At 53.4% G+C, this 17,515-nt stretch carries 17 protein-coding genes; 5 read left to right on the top strand and 12 right to left on the bottom strand.

Annotated elements, in window-relative coordinates; translation table 11 throughout:
- Positions 1 to 88: 88 nt before the first annotated feature.
- The 4 genes from HMPREF3016_RS03920 to HMPREF3016_RS03905 form a co-directional block, all read right to left on the bottom strand.
- Positions 89 to 841, bottom strand: a complete 753-nt coding sequence (locus HMPREF3016_RS03920) for a HisA/HisF-related TIM barrel protein (RefSeq protein ID WP_070697435.1) — start codon at positions 839 to 841, stop codon at positions 89 to 91.
- A 4-nt stretch (positions 842 to 845) separates the two neighbouring features.
- The gene (locus HMPREF3016_RS03915; protein WP_048753109.1) at positions 846 to 1,025 is read right to left on the bottom strand and encodes a hypothetical protein; all 180 of its coding nucleotides are present in this window, start codon (positions 1,023 to 1,025) and stop codon (positions 846 to 848) included.
- A gap of 38 nt (positions 1,026 to 1,063) precedes the next feature.
- On the bottom strand, positions 1,064 to 1,726 hold the full coding sequence (locus HMPREF3016_RS03910) for an imidazole glycerol phosphate synthase subunit HisH (RefSeq protein WP_048753107.1): 663 nt from the start codon (positions 1,724 to 1,726) through the stop codon (positions 1,064 to 1,066).
- 292 nt (positions 1,727 to 2,018) lie between these two features.
- Positions 2,019 to 2,459, bottom strand: a complete 441-nt coding sequence (locus HMPREF3016_RS03905; RefSeq protein WP_246828451.1) for a LysM peptidoglycan-binding domain-containing protein — start codon at positions 2,457 to 2,459, stop codon at positions 2,019 to 2,021.
- Between the two features lie 20 nt (positions 2,460 to 2,479).
- On the opposite strand from HMPREF3016_RS03905, the gene HMPREF3016_RS11415 reads away from it, so the two are divergent.
- The 3 genes from HMPREF3016_RS11415 (at position 2,480) to HMPREF3016_RS03895 (ending at position 4,253) form a co-directional block, all read left to right on the top strand.
- Positions 2,480 to 2,608 carry a hypothetical protein gene (locus HMPREF3016_RS11415; protein WP_256370652.1) on the top strand — a complete coding sequence of 43 codons (129 nt, stop codon included), beginning with the start codon at positions 2,480 to 2,482 and terminating at the stop codon, positions 2,606 to 2,608.
- A 505-nt stretch (positions 2,609 to 3,113) separates the two neighbouring features.
- A complete protein-coding gene (lexA, locus tag HMPREF3016_RS03900) occupies positions 3,114 to 3,782 on the top strand; it encodes a transcriptional repressor LexA (protein WP_048753103.1) in 669 nt (222 codons plus the stop codon).
- A 102-nt stretch (positions 3,783 to 3,884) separates the two neighbouring features.
- Positions 3,885 to 4,253, top strand: a complete 369-nt coding sequence (locus tag HMPREF3016_RS03895) for a VOC family protein (RefSeq protein WP_070740368.1) — start codon at positions 3,885 to 3,887, stop codon at positions 4,251 to 4,253.
- Positions 4,254 to 4,415: 162 nt separating this feature from the next.
- Here HMPREF3016_RS03895 and HMPREF3016_RS03890 read toward each other — a convergent pair whose 3' ends face one another.
- Complete coding sequence (locus tag HMPREF3016_RS03890) at positions 4,416 to 6,431, bottom strand: ATP-dependent DNA helicase (RefSeq protein WP_070740365.1); 2,016 nt, start codon at positions 6,429 to 6,431, stop codon at positions 4,416 to 4,418.
- A gap of 18 nt (positions 6,432 to 6,449) precedes the next feature.
- Positions 6,450 to 8,099 carry a GTPase HflX gene (hflX, locus tag HMPREF3016_RS03885; RefSeq protein ID WP_070740361.1) on the bottom strand — a complete coding sequence of 550 codons (1,650 nt, stop codon included), beginning with the start codon at positions 8,097 to 8,099 and terminating at the stop codon, positions 6,450 to 6,452.
- A 117-nt stretch (positions 8,100 to 8,216) separates the two neighbouring features.
- Here hflX and HMPREF3016_RS03880 point away from each other — a divergent pair, with 117 nt between their 5' ends.
- The gene (locus tag HMPREF3016_RS03880; protein WP_048753143.1) at positions 8,217 to 8,846 is read left to right on the top strand and encodes a class I SAM-dependent methyltransferase; all 630 of its coding nucleotides are present in this window, start codon (positions 8,217 to 8,219) and stop codon (positions 8,844 to 8,846) included.
- A 90-nt stretch (positions 8,847 to 8,936) separates the two neighbouring features.
- Here HMPREF3016_RS03880 and dapF read toward each other — a convergent pair whose 3' ends face one another.
- From dapF to miaB, 3 genes are all read right to left on the bottom strand, one after another.
- On the bottom strand, positions 8,937 to 9,875 hold the full coding sequence (gene dapF / locus HMPREF3016_RS03875) for a diaminopimelate epimerase (RefSeq protein ID WP_070534933.1): 939 nt from the start codon (positions 9,873 to 9,875) through the stop codon (positions 8,937 to 8,939).
- Between the two features lie 75 nt (positions 9,876 to 9,950).
- The gene (miaA, locus tag HMPREF3016_RS03870) at positions 9,951 to 10,925 is read right to left on the bottom strand and encodes a tRNA (adenosine(37)-N6)-dimethylallyltransferase MiaA (RefSeq protein WP_070534931.1); all 975 of its coding nucleotides are present in this window, start codon (positions 10,923 to 10,925) and stop codon (positions 9,951 to 9,953) included.
- A gap of 60 nt (positions 10,926 to 10,985) precedes the next feature.
- Positions 10,986 to 12,503, bottom strand: coding sequence for a tRNA (N6-isopentenyl adenosine(37)-C2)-methylthiotransferase MiaB (gene miaB / locus HMPREF3016_RS03865; protein WP_048755076.1), 1,518 nt, complete (start codon positions 12,501 to 12,503; stop codon positions 10,986 to 10,988).
- 40 nt (positions 12,504 to 12,543) lie between these two features.
- Here miaB and HMPREF3016_RS03860 point away from each other — a divergent pair, with 40 nt between their 5' ends.
- Positions 12,544 to 13,866 carry a hypothetical protein gene (locus tag HMPREF3016_RS03860; protein WP_246828450.1) on the top strand — a complete coding sequence of 441 codons (1,323 nt, stop codon included), beginning with the start codon at positions 12,544 to 12,546 and terminating at the stop codon, positions 13,864 to 13,866.
- 1 nt (position 13,867) lies between these two features.
- Here HMPREF3016_RS03860 and HMPREF3016_RS03855 read toward each other — a convergent pair whose 3' ends face one another.
- The 3 genes from HMPREF3016_RS03855 to recA form a co-directional block, all read right to left on the bottom strand.
- A complete protein-coding gene (locus HMPREF3016_RS03855) occupies positions 13,868 to 14,875 on the bottom strand; it encodes a DNA glycosylase AlkZ-like family protein (RefSeq protein WP_048755078.1) in 1,008 nt (335 codons plus the stop codon).
- A gap of 55 nt (positions 14,876 to 14,930) precedes the next feature.
- On the bottom strand, positions 14,931 to 16,016 hold the full coding sequence (locus HMPREF3016_RS11270; RefSeq protein ID WP_246828449.1) for a regulatory protein RecX: 1,086 nt from the start codon (positions 16,014 to 16,016) through the stop codon (positions 14,931 to 14,933).
- Between the two features lie 146 nt (positions 16,017 to 16,162).
- A complete protein-coding gene (gene recA, locus HMPREF3016_RS03845) occupies positions 16,163 to 17,275 on the bottom strand; it encodes a recombinase RecA (protein WP_048753090.1) in 1,113 nt (370 codons plus the stop codon).
- Positions 17,276 to 17,515 lie beyond the last annotated feature (240 nt).

Genomic DNA, 17,515 nt, shown 5'->3' with positions numbered 1-17,515 from the left:
GCGCAATTGAGCCGCAATATGCTCTGGCAACGCGCGCCGTGCAGCTGCACGCTTTTGGGGTTCAGACAGATTCCGTTGTTCTTGTGGGTTATGAGGCATCATCATTAGCCGCCTTACGAGCCTCCTCAAAAGTAAAATTGCCGACGTACAGTGCCTTCCCTAGGACAAGACCTTCCAAGCCCTGATTCGTCAGCGCACGAAGAGTGCGAATATCTTCCAGGGAAGCAACACCTCCCGAAGCCACAACGGGATGCTCAGTGAGACTGAGAACTTCACGAAGCAGCTGTAGCCCAGGCCCTGAGAGAGCACCATCTCGGCTTACATCTGTCACAATATATCGGCATGCTTCCGCAGTTTGCAGCCACCGCACCGTGTTATGCACGGAATCGCCACACCATTCGGTCCCACGTGCTACAACGGTTCCATTGCGAGCGTCCAAACCCAGAGCTATCCGCTCACCATAGTGTCCTAGTGTTTTCTCTAACCATGCCGGATACTGCAGCGCCGCCGACGTCACATTGATGCGATCGGGTTCAAGACTCAAGGCGAATTCCAAAGAACGTTCATCTTTAACACCGCCACTGACCTGTATTTTGATAGGATTCTGAGCTGTCGCACGAACTCGATCAATAACCTCTCGAAGGATGCAGGTGTTGTTACCACGACCAAACGCCATATCCAGATCAACAAGGTGAATCCATCGTGCCCCCGCACGACACCACGATAGAGCCGCTTCCACTGGATCTGTACCCTCACTCTGTTGGGAGAGGCGACCGCCTACGGGACGCACTGCACGCCCCTGAGCAATATCGACTGCGGGAAGAAGTTCTAGAGTACCCATATTCTTATCCCTGTGACCCGTATACGAAAGTTACATATGCTCCGTAGCCGAAGAGGGCTAAAGCAATAATCCACAGCACAATCTGCGCGCCAAAAGATATGCCCTGTTTACGGAAAGATATACCCCCACCGGCAAAGAATGCCCCAACAGTCATAAGAATAAGTCCGGAGTATAGAGGTGACATATGATGCTCCTTCGCAGTTTTTCGTAAAATTTATGATGCTACAAACGGTTCATGACGGGAAGATGCGCAACCCAGCGGCGAAGAAATTCTTCACCTGCAGCACCCGAAGCTACCGGACAAAATTGAATTGCTGTGAGAGGACCATTCTCGACAGCTGCAATATAACGCGGATCTGCATCAGTCCAACTGACAGCAGGCGGCTCCATATAGTCTATACTCTGGTCAAAATCCCAAGTAAACACGCCATCCTCTGCCTTGAAGTTCAAGGGTTCAGGAAGATCCTGTAAAAATTTACTGGACGCAGCAGCCTCAACCCTATAGTGTCCTCGATGAGCCCCAGCGGTAGCCAGATCTTGTGCAGCACCCGGCCACTCTCCCAGTGCAGAAATATCAAGGTCTCCAAGATCTGGGTTCACGGTTCGGATAACTTCAAACAGCATCCCAAAACCAGCCCCGGCAACGAGGACAGGACGACCGCCTGCAACGCGCCTGCCAAGCACCCGATCACCGTGGAATTTCCGCACAGCCTCGTATGTTTCGAGAGATTTCTTATGGCCAGCAATCACCATACCATCAGCGTCTCGTAGAGAATTGAGATCTGTGGTAACGAACGCTTGGGCACCGACGCGCTCGCACGCTTGCTGGAGCTCGCCATATGTACCAAATTCGCCAAGTATAGCTACGGTGGGACGTGTGGGCATAGAGACTCCTTAGTTCCGCTCCCACCGGATTCCAGACGAGTAACCGGGCGAGCATACAAATGTCATGTATCTCTAGGGTACAAACTCCAAGGTTTCTGCCCCTAATCTCACGCTATCATTGCATACCGCATGTTACATCGCCTGTATTGAGCACCATATGTCCATAAAAGGGCCCTACGCGATACAGGTCCCTTCAAAGCCACCAGTCTCAAATTAGTCATGAGAACAAAGAATGCAGATAGTTATGATAAGCGCACATCCAGTCACGTTTTCTAGATAGCAACTATGACTGCTATCGCACATTTGGGACTTCTAGACGCTGCCCGACTTTGACAGTTGAACCCTGCAGATCATTAAGTTTACTGATCTGCACCATGGTGTCGCGTGGATCAGTCTTCGGGTCTACCTCTTGCGCAATATCCCAGAGCGTATCTCCAGATTGAACGGTCACGTACCGGGTTCCTGCACCTTGAGAATTATTTCCAGCGTTTGCTGTATGCGGCGATATAAGAATGAACGCCCCAAGAACGACAAGGGCCGCCAGCGTTATCAGCGGAATGCCAAAAACCCAATTTTTCAGAGCCCTAGAGCGATGCATAGCACGTGTGAAAAATGAGGGATTGCGCTTATTAACCACCGACACCCCTTTAAGTTTTTCTGGAACCCGCCGCTGTCCGCTTGATGTTTTACCGTTTACGCTCTGCTGAGTCTGAGAGGAAGATGTGACGTTCACTTTCTGTGGTGTAGCTGAGAATGAAGTCTCGTATACAGCACGTGATTGGGAAGAAGTTAGCCGAGGATGCGACATACGGGAACGGCGTGATGAAGCATAGTGTGAACGTGTTTGATAAGAGTCCTGTCGAACACGAGCTGGGTGAATAACGGTTAACCCCGCCGGAATTCGGGAGGAAGAAGTAGCCGCTGCCATAGTATTTTCCTTTCCGCTGGTGTGTGACCAGTTCATATCCTCGCCGTTACACACCATTCTCAGCGCTCATAATGCGGTTGGCATGAGTTCATATTCTTGCAGAAAGCACATATTTTGCTTTCGGATTCTCTCAAGATGCTCTAGAAATACCGAAGTACTTCGAAGACCGATAATCCCTGCATAGCAAGAGCTTGAACTAGAACACCCCACCGAAAAACCTCAACTTTTATCGAATATGTCTTCCGTAGACACCAACTATATCGAATCTAGTTTCGATAGTCTAGTAGAAAGTTACTAAATATTTCTTCGATTATATTCAAGGTTCATAGAATATTTGTTTGAAGTTTTCCCTCTGATGCTTTAGACTGAGAACGAGACGGTTCATCGTTATGCCTACCTGGATCCAGTCAATGTTCTAGGAACCATAGCGTGCGCAAATAGTTAGAAAGAAGGCTCCGCATGACACCCGAAGCTCAGCGCCCTCCGCTGACTCCACGTCAGCAGAAAATTTTGGATGCGATTCGTACAGAAATCGAGCAGAAGGGATATCCCCCTTCGATGCGTCAGATTGGCGATATCGTTGGATTGGCTTCACTTTCTTCGGTGACTCATCAGCTCGGTCGTCTTGAGAAGATGGGATATATTCGCCGCGATCCAAAACTACCGCGTGCCATCGAGATTCTTGACGATATAGAGTCTGAGGGCGCTTCAGCCCATTTTCCGGAGCTGCCTACATTTGAGGTGAGCGATGAGGATATGGTTCCCGTGCCCCTCGTAGGTCGCATTGCTGCTGGTGGTCCTATTACGGCTGAGCAATCCGTTGAGGATGTTCTCTCTCTCCCCCGCCAGCTCGTGGGCAGCGGGAAGCTCTTCATGCTTCGCGTCAAAGGGGATTCTATGATTGACGCCGCCATATGCGACGGTGACTGGGTTGTTGTGCGTGAACAACACACCGCTGATAATGGAGACATTGTTGCGGCTCTTCTTGACGACGAAGCGACCGTCAAAGTATTCCGCCAAGTAGATGGTCATACTTGGCTGCTCCCCCGAAATTCCCAATATGAGCCCATACTCGGCGACCGCGCCACGGTGATGGGTAAAGTAGTTTCTGTTCTGCGAAGCATCTAACAGGGACCTTCTGAACTGCGCGCGTTTTTCTCAAAAGACACGCGCTAGAGGTTCCGTTCCTGCGTATTCAACCGTCTCATGTCCAGAAGGAACAACAGCACAATGATTGACCGTGAGATCGTTTTTATTGTCTATGTATCGGATATCGAGGCCTCAGTGTCCTTCTATACGAGCATTCTAAATCTTGAGGTCAGTTTTACCTCGCCACGCTATGTCACCATGGATTTAGCGCCGGGAGTCTCGCTAGCGTTGTGGACCGGAGCAAGCAATACTCTTCATGAAACTTCAACACGTACGTCTGAGGTATGTATAAATCTCAAGGGCTCCGATGCAGAAATCCTCACGCAGTACCAAGCCTGGGTGGAACAAGGGGTTGTCATATTGGAAGAGCCCCATCGTGATGTATTTGGGATGACTTTCGTAGCAAGTGATCTAGATGGGAACCATATCCGAGTTGCCCCGATAGACTAACTAATTACTATAGGCAGCCATAAACGCACAATACATCAGGGAGGGTACCGTCGAACGGTACCCTCCCTTTCCCACATTACATCTATGGACGCTTCGCTACGTTTATGTCTCGGTACCAGTACCGGAATACAACGTGTATTAAACCCGCGTATCTTATTGCTTTTAGTCAATACTCTGATAGAGCCGTTCTAAAGCACCCAAAACAACATTCTTATCCTGGGTGGTCCAAAGGTTAGGCATCGCCCGCATCAGGTACCCACCGTATCGCTGAGTCGCCAGCCTAGAGTCAAGGATCGCCACTACCCCGCGATCGTGGACGGAACGTATCAATCGCCCTGCTCCCTGAGACATGCGGATTGCCGCATGATATGCCGAAACAGCCATAAACCCATTCCCGCCTTTTTCTGCCACGGCACGGGTACGCGCTTGAGCGAGAGGATCGTCTGGGCGCGGGAACGGTATACGGTCCATCAGTACCAGACGACAGGAGTCTCCGGGAACATCCACTCCCTGCCAAAGGCTCATGGTGCCGAAAAGACAAGCATTTATATCTTCAGTAAACTCCTCGACAAGAGCCCGCAATGAGGACTCTCCCTGCAAGAGAATATTCAAATCCGTGTGCTGACGTACATATTCAGCCGCCTGCTCGGCACCTCGCTTCGACGAGAATAACCCCAGAGCCCCACCACCAGAAGCTTCACATAATTCGCGTAATCGTTCGAGCTGCTGAGGATTCACGCCAAAGCTCGGTTTGGGCAAGTCGGAAGCCACGTACAGAATTCCCTGCCGTGGATAATCAAAAGGAGAGCCCACATCAAGACCTTCCCAGCGCGGAGCCTGCGGCCCCGCTAACCCTAGGGCACCTGCTACCGCATCGAAGGATTCACCCACGGTAAGGGTTGCACTCGTAAGAATAACGGTACGGTCCTCAAAAAGCCCCTCACGCAAACGGCTTCCAATGTTCAAAGGAGCAACGTGGAGTGTGGCGGGATCCTGATCGGAAGCTGCGGTATATCGTCCGTTTTCCCAACCACCCTGGCGTGATAACCACAGCACTTCGCGATGTTCGGCAGACTCCAGCATACGCGTTGCGGCATCGTGTACCTCAGAGACACGTGAACGAGCCATCTGAAGCCCGGCATCCGCCTCTTTATTGTCGCTCTTAGAGTCGGAAAGCGCCGCCCGTGCGGCATCGGCTACAGCCGCGAGTGCGTTCAGAAGTCGCCCTTCGAGCCTTTCTATCAAGCCCTCAGAAACACCTTCACATGCGGTTTCTAAAGAACCGGCGGCTTGTTCGAGCGCGCTGGAGTCTGCTTTGGAGCTCTTGCGGATATCGCGAGCGGCACGCCTGATTAAGGAAGCAGAAAGGGAATCCGTCACCGCACCGGTCACGCGGTCTGCAAGCTCATGCGCCTCGTCAATAATAGCGATATCGTGTTCGGGAAGTACACCTAAACCTTCAAAAGCGTTGATGGCAAGCAGCGCATGATTAGTAATCACGAGATCGGCTTCATATGCTTCTTGGCGCGCCCGCTCACTAAAGCACTCCTCAACGAGGGGGCAGCGTTTTCCCAAACACTCTGAGGCGCTCACAGATACCTGCGCCCAGGCACGATCCGATACACCGGGTTTAAGTTCGTCGCGGTCACCGGTTTCGGTTTTTTCCGCCCATGACCTGAGCCGCAGCACCTCTTCACCGATGCGAGACGTACTATGCTGAGGCATGTCGAAGAGGGTATCGGGTTCCTCTTCGGGGTATCCGCCGTCGAGTTTGTGCAGGCATAGATAGTTGTTCCTGCCCTTGAGGATTGCGACCTGATTTTCAGATTCGGGCTCAGAAGAGAGTGCCTCCATAAGTTTTGGAAGGTCTCGTTTTACGATCTGCGCCTGGAGGGCCAGGGTTGCGGTCGCCACAACAATGGGTTTTGTGCTTACACCCGCATGATGCAGGGCTGGCACCAAATACCCGAGGGATTTACCGGTTCCGGTGCCTGCCTGCACGAGGAGATGCCGCTCAAGGTCGAAAGCCTGCGCAACATGGGCTGCCATTCTACGTTGTCCGAAGCGTTTTTGCCCGCCCGTTTTTTCAATCACATGATCGAGCAAATCTAACACGGGTTTTGCACCGGGCAGAGTTTCAAGCTCCATCCCGGTGGGCGCAGTAATATTATCGGTCATGGGGTGCTCACGCTCTCATCACGCGAGTTCACAGACGTTTTCGGGTTCAGAGGCAGAGTCTTGAAGCTCCAATTCAAGCACTTCAAGGAGCTCGCCGTCGATCACATAGTCAGAGAGTTCTGCGGCAACATCCTCACGCACCAAAGCGGTGACAAAGGTTCCATCTGAGACAAACGCAGTACTTTTAATCTCAGCGTCCCAAGCATGAAGACGGGAAATAACTTCACCGTGGTTATAGGGGATCAGTAATTTAACTTCAAGCGATGGCCGCGGAATTGTATCCGCAATCTTCTGCTTGAGTTCGTCAATGCCCTCCCCTGTGCGCGCCGAGACGATGACGTGGTTCGGTTCGCGCTGTCGCATGCGTTCGAGGATAAAGGGATCAGCCGCATCCGCTTTATTGAGCACAATAATCTCGGGTATACGGCGAGCATCTAAATCTGCGATAACCTCACGTACGGCGCGAATCTGCCCCTCAGGGTCTGGGTGAGATGCGTCTACCACATGCAGAATCACGTCTGCATCGGCTACCTCTTCGAGTGTGGAACGGAATGCTTCCACGAGCTGGGTGGGCAACGAACGCACGAATCCTACAGTGTCCGAAAGCGTATAGCCGATGCCGTCCGGAGTCTGTGCTTTGCGCACGGTCGGATCCAGGGTTGCGAAGAGAGCGTTCTCCACCAGAACACCGGCATCGGTCAGACGATTCAGCAACGACGACTTACCTGCGTTCGTATACCCCGCGATAGCGACCGAGGGTACCCTGTTGCGTTTACGGCTTAGGCGTTTTGTCTCACGTGCGGGCGCCATAGCAGCTATTTCGCGCTTGAGTTTTGCCATGCGGGCACGTAGACGGCGGCGATCCATCTCAATTTTGGTTTCACCAGGTCCGCGTGAACCAATGCCTTCACCGGATGCTGCACGCCCGCCTGCCTGGCGTGACAGGGATGCGCCCCAGCCGCGCAGACGCGGAAGCATGTATTCGAGTTGGGCAAGTTCGACCTGTGCTTTGCCTTCACGAGATTTCGCGTGTTGAGCAAAGATGTCTAGAATCAGGGCGGTACGATCGATCACTTTGACTTTGACGATATCTTCGAGGGCTCGTCGTTGTGAGGGTGCTAATTCAGAATCGACGATCACGGTATCAGCACCGGTTGCCTCAACAATGTCTTTGAGTTCGAGGGCTTTTCCTGAGCCAAGAAAAGTTCCGGGGTCAGGTTTGAGGCGGCGCTGAACTAGCCCGTCCAGCACTTCAGATCCTGCGGTTTCGGCGAGTGCAGCGAGTTCTCGCAGGGAGTTCTCGGCATCTTCGACGGTCCCTTCGGTCCATAGCCCGGCGAGAACCACGCGTTCTAGGCGCAGCTGACGGTATTCGACTTCGGTCACATCATCGAGTTCGGTGGAGAGTCCGGCGACTCGGCGTAATGCGCGGCGTTCGGCGAGGTCTTCCTGCTCGCCGTCAAATTCTGAGTGTTCCCGCTGATTATCGGAAATTTCTCGGGCACGGGTATCGAGCACGCGGCGTTGTGCGGTGCTACCGGTGCTTTCGGGGTAGATAGTGGTCTGTACCGCGGCGTCTGCACGACCCAGGACTCGTTCTACGGTTCGGCGTAGCTGCTCATCACTGGGCAACTTTTCGCTGGAAAAAGAGGTATCTGTTAATTTCATATGTTCCTCTATTTTAGCGGTCGCATGCCACAGTTGTCGCGGTTTTCGGTTATCTCTCGCTGTGGGCGCATCAGCGTAGCAGCGATGATGCGGAGCGCATCCGGGTACACTGGATTCATGAGCGAACAGCATTATTTTTCCTCGTCTCCCGAAGCCGAGTTCAAACCTCGAAGGGTTCAGGTTGAGTTGGCGGGTCGTCAGGTTTCCGTGACGACCGCGAACGGTATTTTTAGTCCTTCGGGAATAGACAAGGGAACTGCAGTTCTTTTCGCGCAGGTACCTGAGCCGCACGGAAAATATATGCTCGATATTGGATGCGGCTGGGGACCCATCGCGTTATCTTTAGCTATGCTTGCTCCGCAATCTGAGGTTTATGGGATTGACGTCAATTCCCGGTCGCTTTCGCTCACGGAACAGAATGCCCGCGCTTTGGGGCTGCATAACGTCTCGGTGAGCACCCCCGATGAGATAGATCCCACGTTACGTTTCGATACTATCTGGTCCAATCCTCCGATTCGCGTGGGTAAAGAGGTTTTGCACAATATTCTGCTCACGTGGCTTCCGCGGCTAGCCCCCGGCGGCGCGGCTTATCTGGTCGTTCAAAAGAATTTGGGTTCTGATTCCCTGCAAAAATGGCTGGATGCGCAGCTCACCGAACGTTTTGGACCCGAGTTTTCGGTATCTCGATATGCCATGTCGAAGGGCTTCCGTATCTTGGAGGTTGTGCGTTCTTCCAAAGGTTCTTAAAGGCTTCAGGTGGATGCTCACTCGATAATGCCCGCCAGCTTCTTCGCTTCAGAAGAAGATTGACGGGCATAAGTTCTCAAAAATCCTGGGTTAGAGGAGCTCAATCTTGGCAACCGTCTGAGCTGGCCCTGCTAGAACGACGTGTTCGAGGTCGTCGGGGCCTAGAACGAAGGTTACTGCGAGCGTGCCGCCGGGAACATGAACCAGCCATTCATCGGGCGCCTCTTCGCCGCCCCAAAAACGGGTTGCCGCAGCGGCCGCGCATGCACCAGTCCCGCAGGATAGAGTCTCACCCACGCCGCGTTCGTATACGCGCATCCTGATGGCTCCAACATTTTTATTCTCGTCGGATGTTTCTAGATCAACCGGAACCACAAACTCAACGTTAGTCCCTTTTTCGGGTGCTGGATTTACCTGTGGTTGGCTGTTCAGATCGAGCCCGTCCAGTTTTCCTTCCTGACCCAGCATTACCACGGTGTGGGGGTTACCCATCGAAATCGACAGACCGGCTCGTGGAGTCATCAGCCCACGCGCCGAAACATGCGAATCTTCACCACTTTCGCGTGCTGTGTCTCCGTGGATAAAACTCCACGGACCCATATCAATGGCATATCCTTCTTCAGTGCGCGCCACGATTTTGACGCCGCCTCGCGTAGCAATCTTGACGGTCTCACCCACTTCAAGGTCAATCATTCCCTCAGTACGCAAGTAATCGACGAAGGCACGCACACCATTCCCGCACATTTCGGCGATCGAGCCATCACCATTGCGGTAATCCATAAACCAGATAGCGTCTGGATGCTCTTCCAGCATATTCTGCCCGGTCCTGAAATTTTCGGTATACGCTGCACGGATAAAGCCGTCGGCACCGATTCCAAAATGACGATCGCAGACACGCGCGATGAGGTCAGCATCGAGCGGGATCTCAGAGGCTGGGTCGGTCAGAAATATAAAGTCATTACCCGTTCCATGCCCCTTTGTCAGAGTACGCCCGGCTAGTTCTCCCCACGTGGATACGCCATCGGTCATGCTCGTTCTCTACCCTTCGTTCTTCGTGACTAAATCTCTGTAAATTCTACCGGTTTACCGCAGAGGATGCGCTGCTTAAGCGGGTTTCGGTCCTTTACAGCCTTGGCTCGCCTGGTGCACGACCTCAAGCGCTTGGCTGAGCAGGTTCTTCGATTCGGCGTCAAACCAGTGTACGCGGTCGTCCCCGCGAAACCAGGTTATCTGACGGCGCGCAAATTGTCGGGTTGCCGTCGCGGTGTCTTCGATCGCATCGTGCAGAGTATACGTCGCGCTCAACGCGGGGGCGGGGGCGGTAGTCTGCGCATCCAAAACCTTCAAAAACTGGGCGTACCCGATGGCACGTGAGGCGGTCTTTCCCTCGCGTAGACCATGCTGTTCCAGCGTTCGTACTTCGTCTAAAAGCCCTGATTCCGCCATGTTCACCACCCGCCGGTACAGGCGTTCGTGCAGACGCTTACGATTCATATCCAGCCCAATCTGTATGGCGGGTGAGACATATTCGCGTACTGGCATGAAGGCAGAAAAGGGACGCCCCGTCACCTCAAAAACTTCGAGGGCACGGATAACGCGCCGCCCGTCGTGAACACGCGCCGCAGAGTCAGGATCGACCTGAGCCAGGCGTGTGCGCAAAACACCGATCCCCTGCTGGGTGGCTTCCTGCTCCAACCGAGCCCGTACTGCCGAATCCGTACCGGGAAATTCGAGTTTATCAAGAGCTGCCCGAACATAGAGACCGGATCCGCCCACCAGAATAGGGTACTTACCGCGCGCTCTAATATCTGCAAAGAGCTGCCGAGCCTGATGCTGAAATTCCGCTACCGAGGCTTCCTGCGTGATATCCAAAATATCGAGCAGATGGTGAGGAACCCCCTGCATTTCCTCAGCGGTAATCTTGGCAGTTCCGATATTCATACCGCGATAGAACTGCATGGAATCCGCGTTTACGCATTCACCGCCAAGATGCCGGGCAAGAGCAGTTGCGAGCGCGCTCTTACCGGTACCAGTGGCACCGACAATAGCGATAATAGGAGGCTCTAAGGGGTACGTCATGGGTCTATTGTACGGGTCTACAGATAATATAAGACCACACGCACGCCCCGCAGTATCTATCTAAGACTTAGGCCCAATAGTAGGCATGCCAAGTCCCACAGGACCGCCCGAAGCCTGAGTAGTTCCGGCACCGCAGGATTCAGCCTGTGAACGGTCCCAGGCATCCCCGGCTCGGGTGCGGCGAAGCTGATACTGCTCAGCGGTGGGATCTGAAATCAGATGGAATGACCCTGCCTCAGTGATAGGAACGGTCACCATGTCTCCAGGGCGAGGCTCTTCGCATCCAGCGGGCACCGAAAAATGTACGAGGCGCTGATCCGGTCCGCGACCCGCCAGACGATGCGTCTGCTGCGCTTTGCGCCCAGACTCGGCGACAACCATCAGCTCAACGGTCTTCCCCAGCTGTTTACGGTTCTCTTCGCCCGCAATACGGTCCTGCAGAGCCACTAGGCGTTCGTAGCGCTCTTGCACAACATCTTTTGGAATCTGGTTTTCCATAGTCGCCGCCGGGGTGCCGGGACGAATTGAGTACTGGAAGGTAAACGCTGACGAAAACCGCGCCTGCTCCACCACACGCAGCGTATCCTGGAAGTCCTCTTCGCTCTCACCGGGGAATCCCACGATAATATCGGTGGTAATGACAGCGTGCGGAATGCGCTCGCGCACCTTCTCTAAAATGCCCAAGAATTTCTTGGATCGGTACGAGCGGCGCATGTCTTTGAGCACCTTATCCGATCCTGATTGAAGCGGCATATGCAGAACAGGCATGACGTTCGGGGTTTCTGCCATCGCTTCTATTACATCGTCGGTGAACATAGCCGGATGCGGTGAGGTGAACCGTACTCGTTCCAGCCCCTCAATATCACCGCAGGCGCGCAATAGTTTAGAGAATGCCTGACGGTCCCCAAATTCCACGCCGTAGGAGTTCACGTTCTGCCCAAGCAGAGTTACTTCGATCGCGCCGTCATCGACGAGCGCCTGAACTTCGGCAAGAATATCGCCGGGTCGGCGGTCTTTCTCTTTACCGCGCAGCGACGGCACAATGCAGAAGGTACAAGTGTTGTTGCATCCTACGGAGATTGAAACCCAGCCCGAGTACACATGATCGCGTTTAGTGGGCAGAGTCGAGGGGAACACCTCAAGCGATTCGAGCAGCTCCGCCTGCGCTTCGTGATTGTGGCGAGCGCGTTCAAGGAGTGTGGGGAGCGAGCCAATATTGTGGGTGCCGAACACGACATCTACCCAAGGGGCTTTTTCGATAATAGTGTTCTGGTCTTTTTGAGCCAGGCATCCGCCTACAGCAATTTGCATGCCTTCGTGGCGTCGCTTCACGGAGGCCAACTGTCCCAAATGTCCATAGAGACGATTTGATGCGTTCTCGCGCACCGCGCATGTGTTAAACACCACGAGGTCGGGTTCTTCTCCCTCGGCGGCGCGTACATACCCGTTCGCTTCTAGCAAACCAGACATACGTTCAGAATCGTGAACGTTCATTTGACAGCCAAAGGTGCGAACTTCATAGGTTCGGGGAGTTTCGGCGGACGTTGCGGATTCAGCAGAAAAATCATTTAGGGTCATGCTCACGCCATTAGGGTAGCGGATGGTGGATAATGGCTCTATGCAGGTATCCCTTAGTAATTCTTCCGGCCAGTATCCTGAGGATCCCCTCGCGACTATTCTTGAGCGCGCCATTACGGAATACCATCCCGCGCCCACGCACTCCCCCGCCGATTCTGAGGCGTTCCGGGTCAGTGTTCTCAAGATGCTTTCGTGGGCGGCAACCCTACCGGCTATCGGAGATCGGATTCCGCTCTCGCTGACGATCCTATCAACCGGAATGCGCTCGGTAGTGCTGCGAGTACGCTATGGCTCTAACCCGCATACACCCTGGCAGCCCGAATCTGTCATCTTAAAGCGTTATCGCCGCGGAGATTCGGCGACTAACGCAGGCGGTTTTGGATATCTTCGGGAAAAATACGGTGCGGTTGCCCTCGATGAGATGGTTCCAGATATCTACCCTGCCCTCTACGGTGTTGATGATGATCTACGCTGCTTAGCACTCGAAGACGTGGTTTTTGAAGGGTCGGTACCCGTTGCAAACTCCCTCATAGCTGATACCTCCACGCAGCTTTTCAACCAGAACAATACGGCACGCGCTTTTGCAGCTTACGCGGCAGTGTGGGGCGAATTCGCCCGGCAGGGAATTTTTGACGACACCGTCGATCAGTATCGCGCATCGCTTGCGAAGGCGGACCGCAGGGCACAGTTCCCGGGGGCAATGCCCTCCCCGAAACTTGCCGAGAAGGGGCTTCAACGCCTATATCCCGATCTCCCAGCAGAACGGAGCGAAGATGCCGAAGAACCTACAAACGATCTCCAAGAACTAATCTTCCGGTTCCATCGCATCACTCAGCCATTTTTCCTCAAACGCCCGCCAGTACCCGAGCAGTTTAAACGTAGCCGCGGGCAGGTCTATATGCTCTCGTCGGGAGATTTTTCACCGCATAACGTGCTGTACTCCCCTGCCGATATGGCACCTTCTCGTGGTATAGGCACCCGCGCCTTTGATACGGAGGGAACCTGTATTCACCATCGCGGATTCCCTTTTGTGGAGGCGATGCTCGGGTTTCCCTCGTCGCCCCAGTACCCGCTTTACCGGGTAGATAGGGAACAGGAGCTTCCTAAATTTTATACGGTCCTCTTCGGTGAAATACCTTTAGATGCCAGGCTTGCAGAAGACATCGCGGTGTGCGCAGCTATTACGGTGTGTACGCTTTTGGAACTTTACGCTGACGGAGCTCGGGCGCGGGTTCTTCCCCGCATTTGCCGCCAGGGTGTTGAGCTGATGCGCATCCTGCTTACTCTTGGGAACACTCAAGACCCCGCGCTTTACGATCTCATCCAGCGCCTTGGCGATTACGGTAAGAACCTCGAAAAGTAGATTAGACGGCACGTCCAGTTGCCTCACCGGCGGCAAGCGTAAAATCCCAGCTCATTCCGTTCCAGGTGAGAACCTGCGGACGCAGTTCCTCACGCAATGCAAAACTCTTATCGGCGTACCCCAGCAGGTACTCGTCGAAGGCCGGGAGGCTAAGCTCTCGGTTGAGTGCATCTCTGAGCTCCGAACGGGTAACGCCTTCTTGCCAGGAACCTACCGCATATTCTTGCCCACCCAGCACAATAGTCTGGGTACGGCGAGCATGTTCAAATGCATACCGGGCATCAGTTATTGTAATCCCAGCCCACCAGCGCAGATCCTCCGCGGTCACCGGCCCGTGACCGCATATATAACGTGTACCCAGCTCAGCCAGCGCCTGTTGTCGCTCGTATTTTGTGCGGGGCACAGGTATGGAGTCGCGGTGCACGAAGCTTTCCTCTTTCCCCTGAAGCGGCCCTTGAAGAACCGTACCCTCACCGCCGTAGAGCCGAATGAGGTGACTACGTCGCGAACTTGGTCCGCTATAGCCGCATTCATCCAAAATGGCGTAGAGGTCAGTACGGGTGAGCGGCTCAAGATAACCGCGAGTTTGTAAAGCTTCATGAAGATGTTTACGCCAACGTTCGAAGTCTTTGAGCGTAAAGTTACATTGACGCATATAGGCGGGCTGAGGCTTCGCGCCTCGGCCGGCGACAGCAGCATACAGCGAATCTGCACTATTGAGAGTCAAAAAGTGGAGTGTCCCGCGCATGGGCCACGAACGCACAATGCTGTAGTCGTGAATGCCTTCAAGAACTGTGTCAGTACTGCACCCAGCTCGTAGCGCAATGGCGCGCACACCGGCGTTATAGTTTTGCCCCTGAACAGCGTAGAGATGATTTAACACATGTATCGGGGCGCTTGTCTCTTGGTACAGAGTGTCAGCGTCTACACCTATACCACGATGCGCTGCACTTGGAGCGAGGAGCTGAGCGATCATACGCCTGGCACGAAGTTCTTGTAACGGCTGCATAGATTACCTCTTATCTGTTGCTGGATCCGCTGGATACTCTTCTGATGAAGAATATTCAACAGTCTTCTTCTTGCTCGCTGCGGTACCTCTCGATTTCTTCTTTTACCACCGAAAACGCTACAGATGAAGAATATCCCCGACGTGCCAGCATCCCTACTAGCCGACGCATGATTTTCTCCTTCTCGGTACGATCTGAGAAGTTCATGGAAGGACGCAGTTTTTTGCGCACGAGCTCCGCCGCGTCCTGACGTTCATCTTCGTCCGTGCGTGCAGCGAGCGCATCTTCAGCAAGTTCTCCGGTAATTCCTCGTTCTTTGAGTTCACGGCGCAGAGCGGTTCGGGAAAGCTTCTTATGTTTTCCCCGCTGTTCCACAAAGGAACGCGCATACTCGGCATCGTCAATCAGGTGAGCAGCCTCAAATTTATCGAGCAGTGACTCTATCAGGCTTTCCTCAAACCCTTTATCGACAAGTTTTTTCTGCAACTGCGCGCGGGATTTAGCGGAATACGCCAGCTGATTGTAAACCAGAGTCTTTGCTCGCGTGTACGGATCTGGCTCTTCGCGCTGTTTCCAACGTCCTGAGCGATTGGTGCCCGGAACATTCGTCTTTTCTTCGGCAGCGATACCTCGAATAAGAGCTTCTTCTTCGGTGCTCAAAGGTTCGTTGAGGGCACTCCCCTCACGAAATAATGGGCCTGATGACCTTTTCTTCTTTCGTACTTTTTCTGGATGTTCTTCCTCTGCACGATGAGCCCCAATAGCCGGGGCGAAAGGGGATTTTTCGGTGTTCTTGGGGCGCCGGAATCCTTTTTTCCAGTCCGGGTTTCGACGCTTCTTACGGGCGCCCGATGTACGCCCTACTGAGGGTTTTGACGAAGCGTTTTGTGTACGGGTTTCTGCATCATGTTGAGCTGCCGCCCCTCCCCCTCGTGTGCGTGGGAACGAGCGCGATGGGGAAGAACGATAGGGTGCAGAATCGGGGTCGGGTTTGTCTTCCACATATCCGTGTGCGGCGGGATGCCAATCAGAAAATCCTGTGGCTTTGTCCTCTGCAGTATCAGAAGTTTTTTCAGCGTCAGAAATCGCAGGATCACTCAACGGGTTATCACCCCAGGCATCCGCCAACCAATCGTTACCCATGCCGCCTTCCTGTGCTGGTTCGATGCTGTAATCCTGTAGGTACAACGCCTCAAAGGTTTGTAGTGTTCGCAGATATGCTAGAGCGTGTGCCGCGTATCCTCAAAGCTAGGCTATCTATCGTGGATGCGCGGCACACGCCATCTTATTTAGAATTCTTCTGCGAGCTCGTCGAGAGGATCGGCTTCAACCGATGTGGCTTCAGCCTCTTCCGAAGATTGCTCACCTTCAGGATCAATAATTCCGAGTTTTACGAGGACCTTATACTGTAGTTCTTCAGTTAGTTCCGGGTTATCCTTGAGCAGTTTACGCACGTTCTCGCGCCCCTGCCCCAGCTGTTCACCATCATAGGTAAACCAGGCGCCAGATTTCTTGACGATGTCATGCTCTACCGCGAGGTCAAGAATACCGCCTTCGACAGAGATACCCTCACCATACAGAATGTCGAACTCGGCCTGTTTGAAGGGCGGAGCCATCTTATTCTTCACGATCTTGGCACGGGTTTTATTGCCAATGGGGTTCGCCCCGTCCTTTAGGGTCTCAATACGTCGAATATCGATACGCACCGAGGCGTAGAACTTCAGAGCCTTACCGCCGGTCGTGGTTTCGGGAGAACCAAAGAACACGCCGATCTTCTCACGAAGCTGGTTAATGAAGATTGCTGTAGTGCCGGTGGATGCCAGGCGACCTGTAATTTTACGGAGAGCCTGGCTCATCAAACGAGCCTGCAGACCCACATGAGAATCACCCATATCGCCGTCAATCTCGGCGCGGGGAACGAGAGCCGCTACAGAGTCGACCACAACGATATCTACAGCGCCGGAGCCAACCAGCATATCCATAATTTCAAGTGCCTGTTCCCCAGTATCGGGCTGCGATACCAAGAGGGCATCGGTGTCAACGCCGAGTTTAGCAGCATAGACCGGGTCGAGCGCATGTTCAGCATCAATAAACGCCGCAATACCGCCCGCTTTCTGCACATTCGCTACAGCGTGCAGAGCGACAGTGGTCTTACCGGAAGATTCAGGACCATAAATTTCGATCACACGGCCGCGAGGCAGTCCACCAATACCGAGAGCAGCATCCAAAGCGATAGCGCCGGTTGAAATAACCTCCGTTTTCACGGTCTCTTTATCGCCTAGACGCATAATCGCGCCTTTACCATAATCCTTGTCGATTTTAGCCATTACGGCTTCAAGTGCCTTAGCACGGCCTTCTTCAGGAACACGAGCGACGCCCTGTGCCTTGCTGTTCTTTGCCACGATTAGTTACCTCGTTCTATCAATAGAAGGTCTCAATGATTCTTCGGGAGGTGCTTCTCGCCACCCTCTGCACACTACTCTACGAAGTCCGCCTGACACTTTAAGACCGGCGGCGGAAGAATGTGGAAAAATCCCCCAGAAAGTACAGATATTTTTACTCTGTGGATAGATTAGCATGACTCGAACAAAAATCCTATAAATCGCACAAATTTTCGGCAAATTTTTTCGAATTTATGCTCG

This window comes from Rothia sp. HMSC065D02, assembly GCF_001815285.1.
GTDB classification, from domain to species: Bacteria; Actinomycetota; Actinomycetes; order Actinomycetales; family Micrococcaceae; genus Rothia; species Rothia dentocariosa.
The sequence above is the reverse complement of the archived record's forward strand: the minus strand, read 5'-3'. Positions and strand labels throughout refer to the sequence as shown.